General features: G+C 44.8%; 17 protein-coding genes. 15 read left to right on the top strand and 2 right to left on the bottom strand.

The features are described 5' to 3' along the window. Nucleotides 1-14: 14 nt before the first annotated feature. A complete protein-coding gene (locus Q7P97_RS01275) occupies nt 15-956 on the top strand; it encodes a thymidylate synthase (RefSeq protein WP_303965375.1) in 942 nt (313 codons plus the stop codon). Nucleotides 957-969: 13 nt separating this feature from the next. Then, nucleotides 970-1,452, top strand: a complete 483-nt coding sequence (locus Q7P97_RS01270) for a dihydrofolate reductase (protein WP_303965373.1) — start codon at nt 970-972, stop codon at nt 1,450-1,452. A gap of 9 nt (nt 1,453-1,461) precedes the next feature. Here the strand turns inward: Q7P97_RS01270 and trhA are convergent, their stop codons facing one another. Further along, nucleotides 1,462-2,097: a PAQR family membrane homeostasis protein TrhA gene (gene trhA / locus Q7P97_RS01265; RefSeq protein ID WP_303965380.1), complete on the bottom strand. Its 636-nt coding sequence runs from the start codon at nt 2,095-2,097 to the stop codon at nt 1,462-1,464. A gap of 82 nt (nt 2,098-2,179) precedes the next feature. On the opposite strand from trhA, the gene Q7P97_RS01260 reads away from it, so the two are divergent. The 10 genes from Q7P97_RS01260 to Q7P97_RS01215 all read left to right on the top strand — a co-directional run bounded on the left by Q7P97_RS01260 (nt 2,180) and on the right by Q7P97_RS01215 (nt 9,786). Continuing rightward, nucleotides 2,180-3,016 carry a DegV family protein gene (locus Q7P97_RS01260; protein ID WP_303965370.1) on the top strand — a complete coding sequence of 279 codons (837 nt, stop codon included), beginning with the start codon at nt 2,180-2,182 and terminating at the stop codon, nt 3,014-3,016. 25 nt (nt 3,017-3,041) lie between these two features. Then, entirely contained in the window at nt 3,042-3,845 is an 804-nt protein-coding gene (locus Q7P97_RS01255) for an SGNH/GDSL hydrolase family protein (RefSeq protein WP_303965368.1), read from the top strand. An 8-nt stretch (nt 3,846-3,853) separates the two neighbouring features. After that, nucleotides 3,854-4,426, top strand: a complete 573-nt coding sequence (locus Q7P97_RS01250; RefSeq protein ID WP_303965365.1) for a YpmS family protein — start codon at nt 3,854-3,856, stop codon at nt 4,424-4,426. A 13-nt stretch (nt 4,427-4,439) separates the two neighbouring features. After that, a complete protein-coding gene (msrA, locus tag Q7P97_RS01245) occupies nt 4,440-4,970 on the top strand; it encodes a peptide-methionine (S)-S-oxide reductase MsrA (protein WP_099692862.1) in 531 nt (176 codons plus the stop codon). Further along, the gene (gene msrB, locus Q7P97_RS01240; protein WP_303965361.1) at nt 4,967-5,392 is read left to right on the top strand and encodes a peptide-methionine (R)-S-oxide reductase MsrB; all 426 of its coding nucleotides are present in this window, start codon (nt 4,967-4,969) and stop codon (nt 5,390-5,392) included. The genes msrA and msrB overlap by 4 nt, the downstream gene beginning before the upstream one ends. 15 nt (nt 5,393-5,407) lie before the next feature. Next, nucleotides 5,408-5,632: a YozE family protein gene (locus tag Q7P97_RS01235; protein WP_303965358.1), complete on the top strand. Its 225-nt coding sequence runs from the start codon at nt 5,408-5,410 to the stop codon at nt 5,630-5,632. Between the two features lie 77 nt (nt 5,633-5,709). Beyond that, nucleotides 5,710-6,414: a purine-nucleoside phosphorylase gene (gene deoD / locus Q7P97_RS01230; RefSeq protein WP_303965356.1), complete on the top strand. Its 705-nt coding sequence runs from the start codon at nt 5,710-5,712 to the stop codon at nt 6,412-6,414. A gap of 75 nt (nt 6,415-6,489) precedes the next feature. Then, nucleotides 6,490-7,986 (top strand): lmo1851 family serine protease, encoded by a 1,497-nt coding sequence (locus Q7P97_RS01225; RefSeq protein WP_099625242.1) that lies wholly within the window; start codon nt 6,490-6,492, stop codon nt 7,984-7,986. A 64-nt stretch (nt 7,987-8,050) separates the two neighbouring features. Then, the gene (locus Q7P97_RS01220) at nt 8,051-8,950 is read left to right on the top strand and encodes a CobW family GTP-binding protein (RefSeq protein WP_303965350.1); all 900 of its coding nucleotides are present in this window, start codon (nt 8,051-8,053) and stop codon (nt 8,948-8,950) included. A 179-nt stretch (nt 8,951-9,129) separates the two neighbouring features. Further along, nucleotides 9,130-9,786, top strand: a complete 657-nt coding sequence (locus Q7P97_RS01215; protein ID WP_303965348.1) for a CAP domain-containing protein — start codon at nt 9,130-9,132, stop codon at nt 9,784-9,786. Between the two features lie 332 nt (nt 9,787-10,118). On the opposite strand, the gene Q7P97_RS01210 is transcribed toward Q7P97_RS01215, so the two are convergent. Beyond that, on the bottom strand, nt 10,119-11,477 hold the full coding sequence (locus tag Q7P97_RS01210) for an MATE family efflux transporter (RefSeq protein WP_303965345.1): 1,359 nt from the start codon (nt 11,475-11,477) through the stop codon (nt 10,119-10,121). Nucleotides 11,478-11,559: 82 nt separating this feature from the next. On the opposite strand from Q7P97_RS01210, the gene murG reads away from it, so the two are divergent. The 3 genes from murG (at nt 11,560) to odhB (ending at nt 16,953) form a co-directional block, all read left to right on the top strand. Next, the gene (gene murG, locus Q7P97_RS01205) at nt 11,560-12,633 is read left to right on the top strand and encodes an undecaprenyldiphospho-muramoylpentapeptide beta-N-acetylglucosaminyltransferase (protein ID WP_303965342.1); all 1,074 of its coding nucleotides are present in this window, start codon (nt 11,560-11,562) and stop codon (nt 12,631-12,633) included. Between the two features lie 186 nt (nt 12,634-12,819). Continuing rightward, complete coding sequence (locus tag Q7P97_RS01200) at nt 12,820-15,630, top strand: 2-oxoglutarate dehydrogenase E1 component (protein ID WP_303965339.1); 2,811 nt, start codon at nt 12,820-12,822, stop codon at nt 15,628-15,630. Between the two features lie 99 nt (nt 15,631-15,729). Continuing rightward, nucleotides 15,730-16,953: a 2-oxoglutarate dehydrogenase complex dihydrolipoyllysine-residue succinyltransferase gene (gene odhB, locus Q7P97_RS01195; RefSeq protein ID WP_303965336.1), complete on the top strand. Its 1,224-nt coding sequence runs from the start codon at nt 15,730-15,732 to the stop codon at nt 16,951-16,953. Nucleotides 16,954-17,010 lie beyond the last annotated feature (57 nt).

Below are 17,010 nucleotides of genomic sequence, written 5' to 3'. Positions count from 1 at the left end.
AGGGAGCTTGAAGCATGAAGCAATATTTGGATCTATGTCAACATATTCTGGATACAGGAACAAAAAAGGGAGATCGTACGGGTACGGGGACATACAGTGTCTTCGGTTATCAGATGCGTTTTGATTTAGCGCAAGGGTTTCCTTTATTAACGACAAAAAAGACGGCGTTTCGTTTGATTGTCTCGGAATTACTATGGTTTATAAAAGGTGATACGAATATCCGCACATTGATTCAGGAACGTAACGGGATTTGGGATGAATGGGCATTTGAGCGGTATGTGAAAAGTGAAGCGTATACAGGACCGGATATGACGGATTTCGGTCGCCGTGTACTTAAAGATGAGGAGTTCGCGGTTACGTATAAAGCGGAGCTCGCTTCATTTAAAGAGAAGATTTTAGCGGATGAAGAGTTTGCGAAGGAGCATGGTGATCTCGGACCTGTTTATGGTAAGCAGTGGAGAGCGTGGGACAGCGCAAACGGTGTCATTGATCAGCTGGCACAAGTGATCGACAGCATCAAAAACAATCCGGACTCCCGCCGCCACATCGTCACGGCGTGGAATCCTGCAGAAGTGGATGATATGGCGCTACCGCCTTGCCACTTGCTGTTCCAGTTCTACGTAGCGGACGGCAAATTATCATGCCAGCTCTATCAACGCAGTGCGGACGTTTTCCTCGGCGTCCCGTTTAACATTGCGTCGTACGCGTTACTTATTCATTTAATTGCGCATGAATGTGGTTTAGAAGTAGGCGAATTCGTCCATACACTAGGTGACGCACACTTATATCAGAACCATATCGATCAAGTGCATGAACAATTGTCGAGAGAACCAAAAAAAATGCCGACGTTGCACGTAAATTACGATGGACGGTCGATCTTTGATTTGACGACGGAGGATATTTCGATCGAAGGCTATGATCCGCATCCACGAATCAAAGCGCCGATCGCAGTATAAAGGAGGACATACATTGATTTCATTATTGGTGGCACATGATCTTGGCCGAGTAATCGGCAAGGACAATGAGATGCCGTGGTATATTCCGGAAGAACTTCAGTATTTCAAAGAGAAAACGATGGGCAAGGCGATGATCATGGGACGTAAGACGTTTGAATCGATCGGTCGCCCGTTAAAAGGTCGGTTGAATATTGTCATCACACGCAATAAAGATTACGAAGCGGACGGGGTAACGGTCGTTCATGATCTAGATAGTGCCGTGAAACTCGCGAAAGACTATGCCGACGAAGTAATGGTCATCGGTGGCGCGGAAATTTTCAAAATGTCAATGGCAGACGGTGCAGACAGATTGTATGTGACGGTCATTGAGAAAAATTACCCGGGTGATACGTTTTTCCCGGAATACGAAGAGGATTACACATTAACGAGTAAATCCGAGCCACATTACGCGCAAGACGGAACGGCGTATACGTATCAAATTTGGGATAAAAAATAACGTTCTCCTCTATACATAGAGAAGAACGCTAAAGAACATCGATGCGCTGCCTGCCATGACAAATAAGTGCCAGATCGCGTGATTGTACGGAACACGGCGTGACATGAAGAAGTACGCGCCAGCTGTATAGAATAATCCACCGATCACGAGCAACCAAACGCCTTCTGGCGGCAGTGCGTTATATAATGGTTTGATCGCAAGGACGATGAGCCAGCCCATAACGAGATAAAGGGCAAGCGACAGTTTGGCGAAACGGTGAATATAAAAGACTTTGAACAAGATGCCAAACAAAGTCAATCCCCAGATGATGCCGAATAACGTCCAGCCAAGTGCACCTTGTAACGTGATAAGCAAAAACGGTGTATACGTACCGGCAATGAGTACATAGATGGCGGAATGGTCGAGAATCGCAAAAAACGATTTCACTTTAACCGGCATACTATGTAGTAGCGTACTTGCGAGGAATAGCAATAACATGGACACGCCAAAAATCGTGTAGCTAGTTATGGCGATGCCTGTTCCTTGTTTCACACCTTTTAGAATTAGCAAGACCAATGCAGGTATGCTGAGTAAGAATCCAATCGCATGAGTGATCGCATTCCAGCGTTCTTCATGTAAATTCTTGTAATCGAATGATTCTTCCATTCTCATAAGCACCTCCTGCATCACACTATACCAAATACAGCGAAAAAAATCGCAGAAGCCACACGCTAAGGAGATAGAAATCATGAAAAAAATTCATATCGTCACGGATTCCACTGCAGACTTAACGGATGAACTGATTGAGCAATACAATATTCACGTGGTACCTTTAACACTGATCGTCGATGACAAGTCTTATATTGACGGTGTAGAGTTGCAACCTGATGAATTTCTCGACTTGATGCGCGACGCAAAAGAATTGCCGAAAAGCTCGCAACCAGCAGTCGGCGTATTCCAGAACCTCTATGAAGAACTAGGGGCGGATGGATCGCAAATTATCTCGATTCATATGACTGGTGGCATGAGCGGGACAGTGAAATCGGCGGAGACAGCAGCCCGTGCATCAGAAGCAGATGTTACGGTAATCGACTCGATGTATATTTCACATGCACTGACTTTCCAAGTGCTTGAAGCATGCCGACTCGCTGAAGAAGGCAAGACGGTAGCCGAGATTGTCGAGGGCATTGATCACGTCCGTAAAAGTTCCTCTTTATTTGTCGTACTGGACGTGCTGGATAATATGGTCAAAGGCGGTCGGATCGGGAAAGGGAAAGCGATGTTTGGCTCGCTTATGAATATTAAGCCAATTGCGTCACTAAAAGACGGAGTCTATACGCCGGTCGCAAAGGTGCGCAGCCATAAACAAGTAGTCTCTTATTTGTTTGACGAGTTTAAGAAGGAAACAGCGGGGAAAGTAATTCGTAGTGTCGGGATCGCACATGCGAACGGACTTGCGATGGCGGAACCGCTGAAGAATAAGATTGAAGAAATGGGTATACAAGTGAAGTTGACGTTCACAACACCGATTGTTAGTACGCACACCGGTGAAGGCGCAATCGGCTTCATGTATTACACCGACTGATTCTAACTACAAAGGATATGACATTATGAGAAGAATGCTAGTGCTGTGTTTCGTCTTCTCATTGTTCTTAGCAGGGTGCCAGGCCCCATTTAGCCAAAAAGAGACGACGCTTTCGGAACGTGAAACCGTCGCGTTCGAGCCATTCATTGTGCCGGAAACGTTTATCCCTAGACGCGTAAATGTCTTAGGCTTAGGCGATTCATTGACACAAGGAGTTGGCGACGAGCGCAAAGAAGGCGGATATTTCGGCCGTTTGACGTCGGACATGGAACAATGGAAAGGCATTATGGAAGTGGACGCTGTGAATTTAGCAAAACGCGGGCGGCGCAGCGACCAGTTTTTAAAGCAATTGCAAGATGAAGATGTACAACAAGCGGTCATTCAGGCAGATTATATCGTCTTTACGATTGGCGGCAATGATGTGATGAAAGTGGTAAAAGGGAATTTCATGCAGATGAAGATGTCGGATTTCTATAAAGCACTTGGAAAATTTGAAAATAGAATTGAAGAGTTGTTTGAGGTCCTTCGTCTCTACAACCCGGATGCCCCCATCATCGTAGCCGGTCTCTATAATCCGTTCTCCGTCGTAACGGACGAAGTACAAGAGTTCGAAGAAATTATTGGAGACTGGAACCGGTCGATCGAAGAACAAGTGGAAAAAGACGGCATGGCTTGTTTCGTGCCCGTGGAAGATTTATTTAATTCGAATGAAAACCTGGTTTATCACACAGACTTCTTCCATCCGAACAGTAAAGGATATGACTTGATGGAGGAGCGTTTTGTGGAAGAAATTAAAGGCTGTTCAGCGGTTGATCTGGAAGTGGAGTGAAGTACAAGATGAATATTTGGAAAGTAGCGTTTTTCAGCCTGGCAGGAATAATGGTGGCGGTGCTCGTAGGAGTAATCATCCTCATCAGTAGCGCCACTGCTTCTCCCCCTCTACCGGAAGATAAAGCGGTGAATGAAGCTGGCTATACATTGGCATTAAATACGACCAAAGATAATTTTGAAGGCATTGCGAATACCTATATACGAAAAGCTGTAAAAGGCGCGTTACCGGTGGAGCTTGAAATGGGTGATGATGTATTGTTGACATCTGAACTTACGGTGTTCTCGCATACATTACCGCTCGCGATGCATTTTGATCCGATTGTACGAGAAGACGGAAACTTAATTCTCAAACAATCGTCAATGGAATTAGGACATTTGACCATTCCACCCTCAACAGTATTGAAATTACTGAAAAATTCAGTGGAGCTTCCATCGTGGATGGTTGTCCGACCAAAAGAAGAGGAAATTTTCATCGATTTGAAGGATTTACCGATCTCTGGTGATGTTCAAGTCAAAGCTAAAGAAGTGAATTTAGAAAAAGATGAGATTATATTGGAAGTATTGATACCGAAAAACTAAGGAGGCAATAACGATGGCAATACAATACGCAACATTTGCAGGCGGGTGCTTCTGGTGTATGGTCAAGCCTTTTGACAAATATGACGGTGTCCACTCCGTAGTAAGTGGTTATACAGGCGGGCATACTGTCAATCCGACATACGAAGAAGTATGTACGGATACAACGGGACACCGTGAAGCGGTACGTATCGAATTTGATGACAGCGTGATCAGCTACGAAGAATTGCTGAATATTTTCTGGCAAGTGATGGATCCGACAGATGCAGGCGGACAATTCGGCGACCGCGGAGAGTCGTACAAAACTGCGATCTACACGAACTCCGATGAACAGCAGCAAGCAGCGGAAAAGTCAAAGCAAGCATTACAAGACAGCGGCAAGTTCAGTTCGCCTATCGTCACAGATATCTTCCCAGGTAAAGAGTTCTACCCGGCCGAAGAACATCACCAAGAATATTACAAAAAGAATCCAAGTCACTACGAGCGTTATTCAGTTGGATCAGGACGCGCAGGATTCATCGAAAAAAATTGGGGGAATCGTTCATGAAAAAAGACTTACGCAACGAATTAACGGAAATGCAGTATCATGTGACGCAGGAAAACGGAACAGAACCACCATTTCGCAATGAATATGACGCGCATTATGAAGATGGTATTTATGTAGACGTGGTGTCAGGTAAACCGTTATTCAGTTCAAACGATAAATACGACGCGGGTTGCGGATGGCCAAGCTTTACGAAGCCGATCGAAGCGGTAGAAGTAACGGAGCATTTCGATACAGCTCATGGCATGCGCCGCACGGAAGTACGCAGTAAAACAGCAGATTCTCATCTAGGACATGTGTTCCCTGATGGACCACAAGAGCAAGGCGGATTGCGTTACTGCATTAACTCTGCAGCACTACGTTTCGTTCCAGCGACAGACTTAGATAAAGAAGGCTATACAGAATACAAAGGATTATTTGAGTGAAGGAAGGTGACGGCGATGGATCGATCCTTTTACCATTTCGCACTACGCTATCGTAACGGCGGAAAAGATGACGCGAAGGCATTGTTTGCGGACAAGATGTTTCTCGATGCCGGTTTCCCGAAAGACTTAGAGGATTTCGATTCATTGTCTCGTTACGTCGAAGACATGGCGGACGAAGATTTACGTTCCACCACTTTTGATGAAATATACGCAATCTATCAAGATCTGTGCAGCAGGTAAATGGCGAGGGTTTCATTGCATCTCGCCATTATACACTGTATGATAAAAACAAAATAGTGAAAAGAGGCTAAAAAAAGATGAGTATACATATCGATGCAAAACTAGGCGATATCGCGGAAACCGTTCTTCTACCAGGAGACCCATTGCGCGCCAAATATATCGCGGAAACATTTTTGGAAGATGTAGTACAGTACAACGAAGTACGTAATATGTTTGGCTATACAGGAACATACAAAGGCAAGCGCATTTCCGTACAAGGTACTGGAATGGGCGTTCCATCCATCTCCATTTACGCAACAGAATTAATGCAGGAGTTTGGCGTACAGCAATTGATCCGTGTCGGTACATGTGGCGCGATTCAAAAAGACGTAAAAGTACGTGACGTTATCCTTGCGCAAGGTGCGACAACGAATTCGTGCCTAAACGATGTAACATTCGGACCGATCCGTTTTGCACCACTAGCGGACTTCGACTTATTGTTGAAAGCATACACTGCTGGTAAAGAAAAAGGCTTGCACTTGCAAGTAGGTAACATCTACACGGAAGACTTCTTCTACAATGAAAATGCTCAGCATGAAGAGCTAGCACGCCACGGCGTTCTGGCAGTTGAAATGGAAGCGGCAGCACTCTATACATTAGCTGCTCGTTACGGCCGTAAAGCACTTGCTGTTCTTACAGTTAGTGACCACATCATCACGGGCGAAATCACGACGCCTGAAGAGCGTCAATTGACATTCAACGACATGATCGAAGTCGCGCTAGACGCAGCCATCGCTGAATAATAGAATAGATAGAAACTAGCAAAAGACCGCTCTTGGCAGCGGTCTTTTGCAGGGATTTGGAAAGTAGGGAAGACAATGAACGAAAACGATTCGCATGAGAACGGGAAACAAGAGCCGGAAGCGCCGAAACCTAATCGCTATATACGGATCAAACCGTTTTCTCTGATCATGCTCATTTTTTTCCTTGTGCTAGCAACAGCAGCGGTTACCTTCATTGCACTGACAGTCGGTGACGAAAAGGTTGTAGAAGTCGTCAAACCGCAGCAAGTAGGCATGGAGCGAAAAGAGTTCAAGAAACTGTATGATGCATATGATCAACTGAAAGAAAGTTATTTTGACGAAGTAGACGATCAAGTCGTGATTGACGGCGCGATCAACGGAATGGTCGATTCACTAGGCGACCCATACTCCGACTACTTGAATGAAAAAGAAGCCAAACAATTGAATGAAAGCATCTCTTCTAGTTTTGAAGGAATCGGTGCAGAAATTCAAGAGTCAAACGGCTATATTAGCATTGTGTCACCTATCAAAAACTCTCCAGCTGAAAAAGCCGGTTTATTGCCAAACGATACTGTGCTTTCGGTAGACGGTGAAAGTATTCAAGGTCTATCTTCTTCTGAAGCGGTTTTACTGATTCGTGGGGAAAAAGGATCGACGGTGACATTGTCTGTACGACGCGGAGAGAAATCCGATCCGTTTGATGTGAAAATTGTCCGTGACGTGATTCCGATCAATACGGTGTATGCGGAAATGCTTGACGACAATATCGCGCATATCAATATCACATCGTTCTCTGAACATACGTATGAGGAATTGCTCGAAGCGTTGAATGAAATGACCGACAAAGGCATGGAAGGCGTACTCATTGACGTGCGTCAAAATCCAGGCGGTATTCTAAGCGGTGCTATCGATATTTCCGATCTATTTGTTCCAAATGGCAAAGTGTTATTCCAGACAGAAGAAAAAGGTAAAGCACCAGAAGCTTACCCTTCATCTGACGGACAAAAAGTAACAGTTCCTGTGGCATTGATCGTAGATGACGGCAGTGCGTCCGCTTCAGAGATCCTAGCAGGTGCGTTAAAAGAGTCTGCAGGCATTCCAATTGTAGGGGTCAAGACGTTTGGTAAAGGGACCGTTCAAACACCGACTCAATTACCAGACGGCTCGAACTTGAAACTAACGACCGCAAAATGGTTAACACCTGACGGTAACTGGATTCATAAAAAAGGAATTGAGCCAGACGTGAAAGTGCCATATCCTTCATATGCATCCCTACCGTACCTCGATTCATCCGAAGAGATGGACGAAGGTCTTGTCTCTCCTTCCGTACAAGCGGCAGAAGAGATGTTAGAAGCAGTAGGTTATGACCCAGGCGAAACAGACGGTCTCTACGACGCGGATACAGCAGCAGCTGTTAAAACGTTGCAGAAAGACTTAGAACAAGAACAAACAGGCATCTTGACTGGCGATACAACAGTCGGCTTAATGCAGAAATTACGGGACAAGATGAAAGATGATGATCCGCAATTGCTGAAAGCGAAAGAAGTCGTGTTAAAAGAAATCAACTCATAATCAAAGAAACACGCGTCCAGCAATCGTTGGGCGCGTGTTCTCTATGGAAAAGGATGATACAACTATGATCGATGTATATTTACTCAGCGGCTTTCTAGGAAGCGGCAAGACTTCACTACTCGTTAATCTTGTAGACCAAGTAAAGAAGTCCGGAAGACAACCGGCTGTTCTAATGAATGAATTCGGAGAACTGAATATTGACAGTCAAATCGTTGAAGATGCAGGGGACGTTCCGTTAAAAGAATTGTTGAATGGCTGTATTTGCTGTACGGGTGCCGAATCTACGGAAGCGCAACTGCAAGGTTTACTCGCGGATTATCCGGAGATTGACGTGCTGTTCATTGAAACGACAGGTGCCGCTCACCCGGTAGAAGCGTTGGACGCTGTATACTCGCCGTTGTTCGCAGAGAAACTAGACTTCAAGGGAATTGTCACCGTAGTAGACGCGAAGCGCTGGGTCGACCGTGACAAGCTCTCACCACGTATACAAGCATTATTCCTTGAACAGATCCGTCACGCCCACTTCATGGTGCTCAATAAAACGGATTTGCTAACGGACAATCAATTGGCTTTCGTGACGATGCAAGTGACACAGTTCAATAGTCACGCACCGCTCGTCCAGGCCGTCAACGCAAAAGTCGACTTCAGCTATATTGAGAAAATGGTGAATGTGGCGGCACCGAAACAGCCGATCACGTCAGGTAGTGGATTGCCGCTTGATTCAAAAGTGCTGTCGTTTGATACACCAATCAACCAACGACATTTTGAAGACTGGGTTCGCACATTACCGGAAAGTGTCTATCGCATGAAAGGGTATATCCAGCTCGAAGATACGCGGTATTCGCATTTATTCCAATACGCTTATGGCATGGTCAACTGGATACCGGAATACATGCAAATCCCGTCCAAATTGGTGATCATCGGAGAACAGGTAGACGGCATCGAATATTCGCCGAAAAACTAGTTGTCAATAGCTTTTTATTGTTAATAGTCCTCTCCGCTGGACAGAGTTACCAAAATTTCATCTCTCAGACTCTCATTTCATAGCTTCGCAGAGTTCATTGGCTAAATTGGCAAGATTGGCCAAGTTTCCTTCTTTTCTTTGACGTTATGCTAGGTTGCGTAAAGAAGGAGGGGAACAAGATGAAAAAACCTTTATCACTCATCTTATTAAGCTCAGCTATTTTATTGCCTACTCATGCAGCAGAGGCAAGTACGACGAAACAGGTGCAGACACAGACGTATACGTGGAATGCATCAAATCACCAAGTATATTCGTATTACTATGGAAACTACCACTACCAAAAGCCACAGCAGCCTAGTAGACCGGTAGAGAAACCAACAGTACAACAACCAACTCAACCAAACCAACCAGTGGAGAAACCACAAACGAACAAGCCAGCGCAGCAACAGACAGCGAACGTGTCCGCTACAGAGCAAGCCGTACTCGATTTAACGAATGCGGAACGTACAAAAGCAGGACTCAAGCCGTTGCAGATCGATGCAGCCTTGCAAAAGTCTGCGAAGCAAAAATCAGCGGATATGGCAGCGAACAATTATTTCTCTCATACGAGCCCTACATACGGTTCACCGTTTGACCAAATGAAGCAGAATGGCGTTACCTACCGTTCGGCAGCAGAGAATATCGCAATGGGTCAGCGCAGTGCACAGGAAGTCGTGAAGGCTTGGATGAACTCAGCTGGACACAGACAGAATATCTTGACACCAGGGTTTACGCATATCGGTATCGGATATGATGCGAATGGACAGTACTGGACACAGCAGTTTATACAGAAGTAAGAATATCAAAGGTCAATGGATTTATGTCCATTGACCTTTTTTTATTGGAGAGAGTTGGGGAGTGATAGCAAGTAGATACGCGCGGGGGGAGCAGGCTATGAGCGGTTACACGTCCGCTATGATCGCTTAGATTGTTTCTATGAGCGGTCACGGACGCGTATAGAGCGTTCAGCGGGTTTGATAGGGCGGTTAACTAGGTTCTATGATCACTTACACGAATTATTGAGCGTACACGTACTTCCCTAAGCATTTACCCACGTAACCAAAAATCACTACGCCTTCACAATAAAAAAAGGCCAATGGAATAAAAACCCCATTGACCCATAAACTTATCATGACTTCACTTCACGATACTTATTCTGTATAAACCGCAAACGGAACGACAGAATGACCGCACCGACCGTTAAGCCGGCAATCAGACCGACCCAATAGCCGAATGCGCCAAGTTCCGTAAAGCGTGCTAGCACGAACCCAGTAGGCAATCCAATCAGCCAGAACGACACGACACCAACCAAGAACGTCATCGTCACATCTTTATATCCGCGTAGCGCACCTTGAATCGGAGCCTGCACAGCATCCGATAACTGGAACAACGCTGCATAAATAAAGAAATGCACGGCGAGTGTAATAATCTCTGCGTCCATCGTATACATAGAAGCAATAGACTCACGAAACATTAGTAATATGAATATGGATAGGAAACTGAAAATCACGGCGAACGCTATGCCGAGATATGTATACTCGCGCGCGTCTTTCGTTTTATTCGCACCAATTGACTGACCGACTAGTATCGTCGTACCCATCGAGACGCTTAACGGTACCATGTATAGAAGAGACGTAAAATTAAGCGCAATTTGGTGAGCTGATATGACTTGTGCAGTATAGCTACTCATCAACAACGTCACGACAGAAAAGATACTTGTCTCGACGAAGATGGAAAGTCCTATTGGCACACCAATCAGTAAAATCTCTTTCCACCGTGGGAATGAAATCCGTTGCCAACCAGTAAACAGCGTAAACTCTTTAAAGTGGCGGGACGTCCAGGCAATCAATACCGCAATGAAAAATACGAGCCAGTACGTAAATCCGGATGCATACCCAGCACCCGCACCCCCAAGCTCAGGGAAACCGAAGTTACCGAATATCAAGAGATAATTCAACATGATATTGATCGGTGCTGATAACAGGATGATGAACATCGACACGCGTGTTGCCCCTAACGCGTCAAAGAATGAACGCAGTACAGTGTAGGCCATCAACGGAACCAATCCGATGCTCATACCCGTTAGGTAGGCGGACGCCACTTCTATAACCGGTGCATCCAGTGGCATTCTGGTGATAGCGGGTAACACGACCCAGTGGATCAAGACGAAAATGATTGCTGAAAGAGCGAGAGATACGTATAATGCTTGCTGGACAGTAGGGCGGACATCCTTTTTGTTCTTCGCACCGATTTGCTGTGCGATAATAGGAGTTAGACCCATAAGAATTCCGGAAAGGCCGGTATAGACCGGTATCCAGAAGGAACTGCCAATGGTCACGCCTGCTAAGTGGAACGTGTCGTAGCGCCCTGTCATGAGAATATCGAAGAACGACATCAAGTACAGCGCCACTTGCGTAATGACAATGGGAATCATGATCTTAATGAAAATGGATGTTTTTTGTTGCAAAGGGTTTGTTACAGTAGTCATAGTTTTGATTTCCTCTACTAAAGTTTTTACTTTGACTATTGTAGCATGAAAATATAGTAAGTAACGCGGAAGGATGGAATGAATGAAGCAACCGGTAGTCGTATTAACAGGTGGCGGGACAGCAGGGCATGTGTCCGTCAACCAAGCGTTAATTCCCATATTTTTAGATAAAGGATATAGTGTGCATTATATTGGTTCTCATGAAGGTATTGAAAAAGAGTTGATTGGAGAAGGTCATCCGGAAGTAGTCTATCACGCAATACAAAGTGGTAAGCTACGCCGGTATTTCTCAATGAAGAATTTTACGGATCCATTTCGTGTCGGAGCGGGTACGCTACAGGCACTCGCTATTCTCCGTAAATTGAAGCCGGAGATCATCTTCTCTAAAGGAGGCTTCGTTTCAGTGCCCGTTGTCATGGCAGCTAAACTTGCGAATGTACCTGTCGTTGTCCATGAATCAGACGTGACGCCAGGACTTGCGAATAAATTGGCCTTGCCATTCGCCTCTCAAATTTTTACGGTCTTTGAACAGACGTTGCAATATGTGCCGACAGCGAAATCTGCGTGCACGGGCCCGATTATCCGTCCAGAGCTGTTTACGGGTAACCGAGAAGAAGGGTTGCGTAGAACGGGTCTGAATTCGGAAAAGCCCGTGTTCATTATAATGGGAGGGAGTCAAGGCTCTGCTGTATTGAATGTGGCGGTGCGCAATGAATTGCCTGCTTTGCTTGAAAAATATCAGATCATTCATTTATGTGGCAAGGGGAATGTGGATGACAGTCTGGCGGTGGCGGGATACGTGCAGTATGAATATGTTACCGATGAATTGCCGGATCTACTGGCAGCTTCCGATTATGCGATTTCACGTGCTGGCTCGAATGCGATATTCGAACTTCTTGCAATCCATAAGCCAATGCTACTCGTTCCGTTAGCCGCTTCAAAGAGCCGTGGCGATCAAATATTGAATGCCAATTATTTTGCTTCTAAAGGATTGGCATTACAAATTGAAGAAGAACAATTCGAAGTTCAGCCTGTTACAGAACAATTCGACGAACTCGTAAAGGAGAAAACGCGATTGTTGTCGAATATTGAAAAGACGACAGAACCGAAGACGCCTGAAAAGATGGCAGAATTGATTTTGTCGTTCCAAAAATGAAAATGTACGCGAAGTACCTAAGAGGCGTAGTTTTCAGTATTATTTAATATATTTGCTAGTACTTTGCAGAAAACTATGCATATTAGGATTAATCCCTTTCAGTTCTAAGGTTTGCGTGCTATTATTGTATAGAAGTAGTGAAAATAAACACAACACGCCGGTAGGCAAATGTGGAGGTTATATTACATGTCGAACAATGTGGATTCCCATCGTTCCCCGTATGCTAATTTTTCGGGTCCAAACCTTGGGTATGTAATGGAAATGTACGATCTGTTTAAAACAGATCAAGATGCAGTAGATCCTGATTTAGCAGAGCTATTCAGGAATTTTGGTGCGCCTCAGATGGATGATTCAGGTCAAGAGGCAGTTATAGCGCAAGGTTCCCAAACGGATTTGCGTAAAGTTCTTGCCGTTTATTCTTTACTTGAAGCTATTCGTTCTTATGGACATCTTGCAGCTGATATTTATCCATTAAACGATCGACCTAAAGATACATCCCGTCTTGAACTGTCTTATCATGGATTGACAGAAAGCGATCTGGTCGGATTGCCAGCAACTTTGTTCTTGAAAAATGTTCCAGCGACAGTGGAAAACGGATTGGATGCAATGAATTACTTGAAGTCTCTTTACACAGGCTCCATCGCATACGAATTCGCACACTTGATCGATGAAACAGAGCGTACGTGGATTCAATCAAAAATTGAAAACGGCGACGTACAGTCAAGCTTGCAAGAAGATGAGAAAAAACAACTTCTTGAGCGTTTGACGGAAATTGAAGGATTTGAAAAGTTCATTCACCGTACATTCGTTGGAGCTAAACGTTTCTCTATCGAAGGTGTGGACACATTAGTTGTCTTAATCGACGAATTAATGCGTCGTTCTGAAGAAGCGAAAATGGAAAAAGTGCTAATCGGCATGGCTCACCGTGGACGTCTGAACGTGTTGACACATAACTTAAATAAACCATATGAAATGATGTTCGCAGAATTCGCAGGCGTACCTGCTTCACCGTTCTTGCCAAAAGACGGTTCTTTAGAAGTAACACGCGGCTGGTTCGGCGATGTGAAATACCATATGGGAGCTCTTCATAAAGGCAAATCGGGAATGAACCGCTTCTTAGCGTATAACCCGTCTCACCTTGAAGTAGTGAACCCGGTGATTACTGGACAGACTCGTGCTGCACAGGAAAACACGGATAGCCCAGGTATTCCAAAGCAAGATACTAACAAAGCATACGCGATCCTAGTACATGGTGATGCGGCATTCCCAGGACAGGGAATCGTACCGGAATCATTCAACTACTCACGCGTTCGTGGTTTCAGAACAGGTGGATCGGTTCACGTCATCGCCAACAACACTATTGGCTTCACGACAGAATACTATGATTCCCGTTCTACACACTATGCATCTGATCCAGCAAAAGGCTTTGAAGTGCCTGTATTCCACGTGAATGCAGATCACCCAGAAGAAGTTTTAGCTGTTGCAAAACTGGCATTCGAATATCGCCAGCAGTTCGGTAAAGACGTATTGATCGATTTAATCGGTTACCGTCGTTACGGACACAACGAAATGGACGAGCCACTAGTGACGAATCCAGTGATGTACAACGAAATCCATAAACACCCGACAGTTCGTCAAATTTACGGACAACGCTTGGTCGAGCAAAAGCTCATGACAGACGAAGAAGTAAAAGCAATGGACAAGTCGGTCAACGCAATTATGCAAGAAGCTTACGATCATGTTAAAGAACAATCTGCAGATGCACCACAAATTTCCAATGCAACACCGGAAGTGGTACAAGCTGGACTTCCACGTGATCTAGAAACAGGGGTTTCGGAAGATCGCCTTCGTAAAATGAACGAAGAGCTATTAACGTATCCGACTGATTTCGCTGTCTTCAGCAAATTGGATAAAATCTTAAAACGACGCCAAGAACCATTCAATGGTAAAGGCAAAATTGACTGGGCGCATGCTGAGCAATTGGCATTCGGTTCCATCATTCAAGACGGTAAACCAATCCGTATTTCTGGACAAGATATCCAGCGCGGTACGTTTGCACAACGTCATTTAGTCCTACATGATGAAAAAACAGGTGAAGAACTTGTTCCGTTGCATCATATTAGCGGATCTAATGCTTCATTCGTGGCTTATAACAGTCCATTAACAGAAGCAGGAATCGTCGGATATGAATTCGGTTATAACTTAGAAGAAGACAAAACAATGTCTATTTGGGAAGCACAATACGGTGACTTCTCGAACATGGCACAAGTGATGTTCGACCAGTTCGTTTCTTCAAGTTATGCGAAGTGGGGACAGCAATCCGGCCTAGTGCTATTGTTGCCACATGCATTTGAAGGACAAGGACCAGAACACTCCAGTTCTCGTATTGAGCGTTTCCTACAGCTTTGTGGAGAAAACAACTGGACAGTCGCGAATATCTCCAGTGCAGCAAACTACTTCCACGTATTGCGTCGCCAGTCGAAAATTCTCGGCAGCGAAGCAGAGCGTCCGTTAGTAATTGCTACACCTAAGTCTTTACTTCGTCACCCATTAGTTGGAGCAGACGTTGAAGACTTAACAGAAGGTCACTTCAAGACAGTTCTTGAGCAACCTGGTACAGGAACTAAACCTGAAAAAGTGAAAAAGATCTTGTTCGCAAGCGGTAAGATGGCAATTGACTTGGCTGAGAAGATCAAAGACGGCGAAGGATTTGACTACTTGCACGTAATCCGTGTGGAGCAGCTATATCCATTCCCATCCGACAAAATCAAAGAAATCGTTGCTCGTTTCCCGAAAGCAAAAGATTTAGTATGGGTTCAGGAAGAGCCGAAGAACATGGGTACATGGTCATTCGCTTATCCGTTCCTAGAAAAACTAGCTGACGGCAAAGACATTTCTTATGTAGGTCGTATCAAACGCTCAAGTCCTTCTGAAGGCGACGGTGCTTCTCATAAAAAAGAACAAAACCGAATCATTGAAGAAGCTTTGAAAAAGTGATATAACAAATAAAGAATCTTTACAGAAAAAAGTAAAAAAACTACTTATACAAAGTAGCTTATCCGTTTAAAACGGTATACCTACGAGGAGGAATTTATTGTGGCAGAGATCAGAGTACCTGAACTAGCAGAATCCATTACAGAAGGTACAATTGCAAAATGGTTGAAACAACCTGGTGAAAACGTGGATAAAGGTGAATTCATCGTTGAATTGGAAACAGATAAAGTGAACGTCGAAGTCATTTCAGAAGAAGCGGGTGTATTGTCTGAACTATTGGCTGCAGAAGGCGACACAGTTGAAGTTGGCCAAGTAATCGCGATTGTAGGCGAAGGTTCAGGTGCACCGGCACAACAAGCTCCACAAGCAACTGAAGCAGCAGCACCAGCACAAAAAGAAGAAACTCCGGCTCCAGCAGCAGCTGTAGCAGAAGAGACTTCTTCTTCAGACCGCACAATTGCAAGTCCAGCAGCACGCAAGCTTGCACGTGAAAAAGGTATCAATCTTGCTGACGTATCACCTGTTGATCCAATGGGTCGCGTACGCGCACAAGACGTATCTGCTCACAACAACGCTCCAGCACCTGCTGCGGCGGCTCCAGCTGCTAAAGTAGAAGCGAAAGATGATGGCCGTATTACGCGTCAGAAAATGACTCGTCGTCGTCAAACAATTGCTAAGCGTTTGCTTGAGGTAAGACAATCAACAGCCATGTTGACTACATTCAACGAAATTGATATGTCGAAAATGATGGAACTTCGTTCACGCAAAAAAGACCAGTTCTTCGAGCAAAACGATGTACGTCTAGGCTTCATGTCATTCTTCACGAAAGCAGTCGTTGCTGCATTGAAGAAGTACCCATATGTTAACGCAGAAATCGATGGCGATGAAATCTTATTGAAGAATTACTTCGATATCGGTATCGCAGTATCTACTGACGGCGGACTAGTTGTACCAAACGTAGTAGATGCAGACCGTAAGAGCTTCGCTGAAATCGAAGCATCTATCGGCGAACTTGCGAAAAAAGCACGCGACAACAAGTTGACAATGGCTGATATGACAGGCGGTTCATTCACAATTACAAACGGTGGAGTATTCGGTTCACTATTGTCTACTCCAATCCTAAACGGTACACAAGTAGGAATCTTGGGTATGCATACTATTCAGAAGCGTCCAGTAGCTGTTGGTGACAATATCGAAATTCGCCCAATGATGTATGTTGCACTTTCTTACGATCACCGTGTAATTGATGGTAAAGATTCAGTTGGATTCTTGAAGATGGTTAAAGAGTTGCTTGAAAACCCTGAAGACCTTCTACTAGGTTCTTAATTAACACATTCCAAGCGACCCGCTAATCAGCGGGTCGTTTTTATTTATGAGAGGAGA

Origin of the sequence: Sporosarcina ureae (assembly GCF_029267015.1) — a bacterium.
Classification (GTDB): Bacteria; Bacillota; Bacilli; order Bacillales_A; family Planococcaceae; genus Sporosarcina; species Sporosarcina ureae_D.
This window is presented reverse-complemented; position numbering and strand designations above follow the sequence as displayed.

What these genes read in the sequence shown, in the direction of transcription:
- Q7P97_RS01210 (WP_303965345.1), bottom strand. Translation starts at nt 11,477, where the DNA reads ATGACTACTGTAACAAACCCTTTGCAACAAAAAACATCCATTTTCATT.
- Q7P97_RS01275 (WP_303965375.1), top strand. Translation starts at nt 15, where the DNA reads ATGAAGCAATATTTGGATCTATGTCAACATATTCTGGATACAGGAACA.
- murG (WP_303965342.1), top strand. Translation starts at nt 11,560, where the DNA reads ATGAAGCAACCGGTAGTCGTATTAACAGGTGGCGGGACAGCAGGGCAT.
- Q7P97_RS01200 (WP_303965339.1), top strand. Translation starts at nt 12,820, where the DNA reads ATGTCGAACAATGTGGATTCCCATCGTTCCCCGTATGCTAATTTTTCG.
- Q7P97_RS01215 (WP_303965348.1), top strand. Translation starts at nt 9,130, where the DNA reads ATGAAAAAACCTTTATCACTCATCTTATTAAGCTCAGCTATTTTATTG.
- Q7P97_RS01225 (WP_099625242.1), top strand. Translation starts at nt 6,490, where the DNA reads ATGAACGAAAACGATTCGCATGAGAACGGGAAACAAGAGCCGGAAGCG.
- Q7P97_RS01235 (WP_303965358.1), top strand. Translation starts at nt 5,408, where the DNA reads ATGGATCGATCCTTTTACCATTTCGCACTACGCTATCGTAACGGCGGA.
- Q7P97_RS01250 (WP_303965365.1), top strand. Translation starts at nt 3,854, where the DNA reads ATGAATATTTGGAAAGTAGCGTTTTTCAGCCTGGCAGGAATAATGGTG.
- trhA (WP_303965380.1), bottom strand. Translation starts at nt 2,097, where the DNA reads ATGGAAGAATCATTCGATTACAAGAATTTACATGAAGAACGCTGGAAT.
- Q7P97_RS01220 (WP_303965350.1), top strand. Translation starts at nt 8,051, where the DNA reads ATGATCGATGTATATTTACTCAGCGGCTTTCTAGGAAGCGGCAAGACT.
- deoD (WP_303965356.1), top strand. Translation starts at nt 5,710, where the DNA reads ATGAGTATACATATCGATGCAAAACTAGGCGATATCGCGGAAACCGTT.
- msrA (WP_099692862.1), top strand. Translation starts at nt 4,440, where the DNA reads ATGGCAATACAATACGCAACATTTGCAGGCGGGTGCTTCTGGTGTATG.
- Q7P97_RS01260 (WP_303965370.1), top strand. Translation starts at nt 2,180, where the DNA reads ATGAAAAAAATTCATATCGTCACGGATTCCACTGCAGACTTAACGGAT.
- msrB (WP_303965361.1), top strand. Translation starts at nt 4,967, where the DNA reads ATGAAAAAAGACTTACGCAACGAATTAACGGAAATGCAGTATCATGTG.
- Q7P97_RS01255 (WP_303965368.1), top strand. Translation starts at nt 3,042, where the DNA reads ATGAGAAGAATGCTAGTGCTGTGTTTCGTCTTCTCATTGTTCTTAGCA.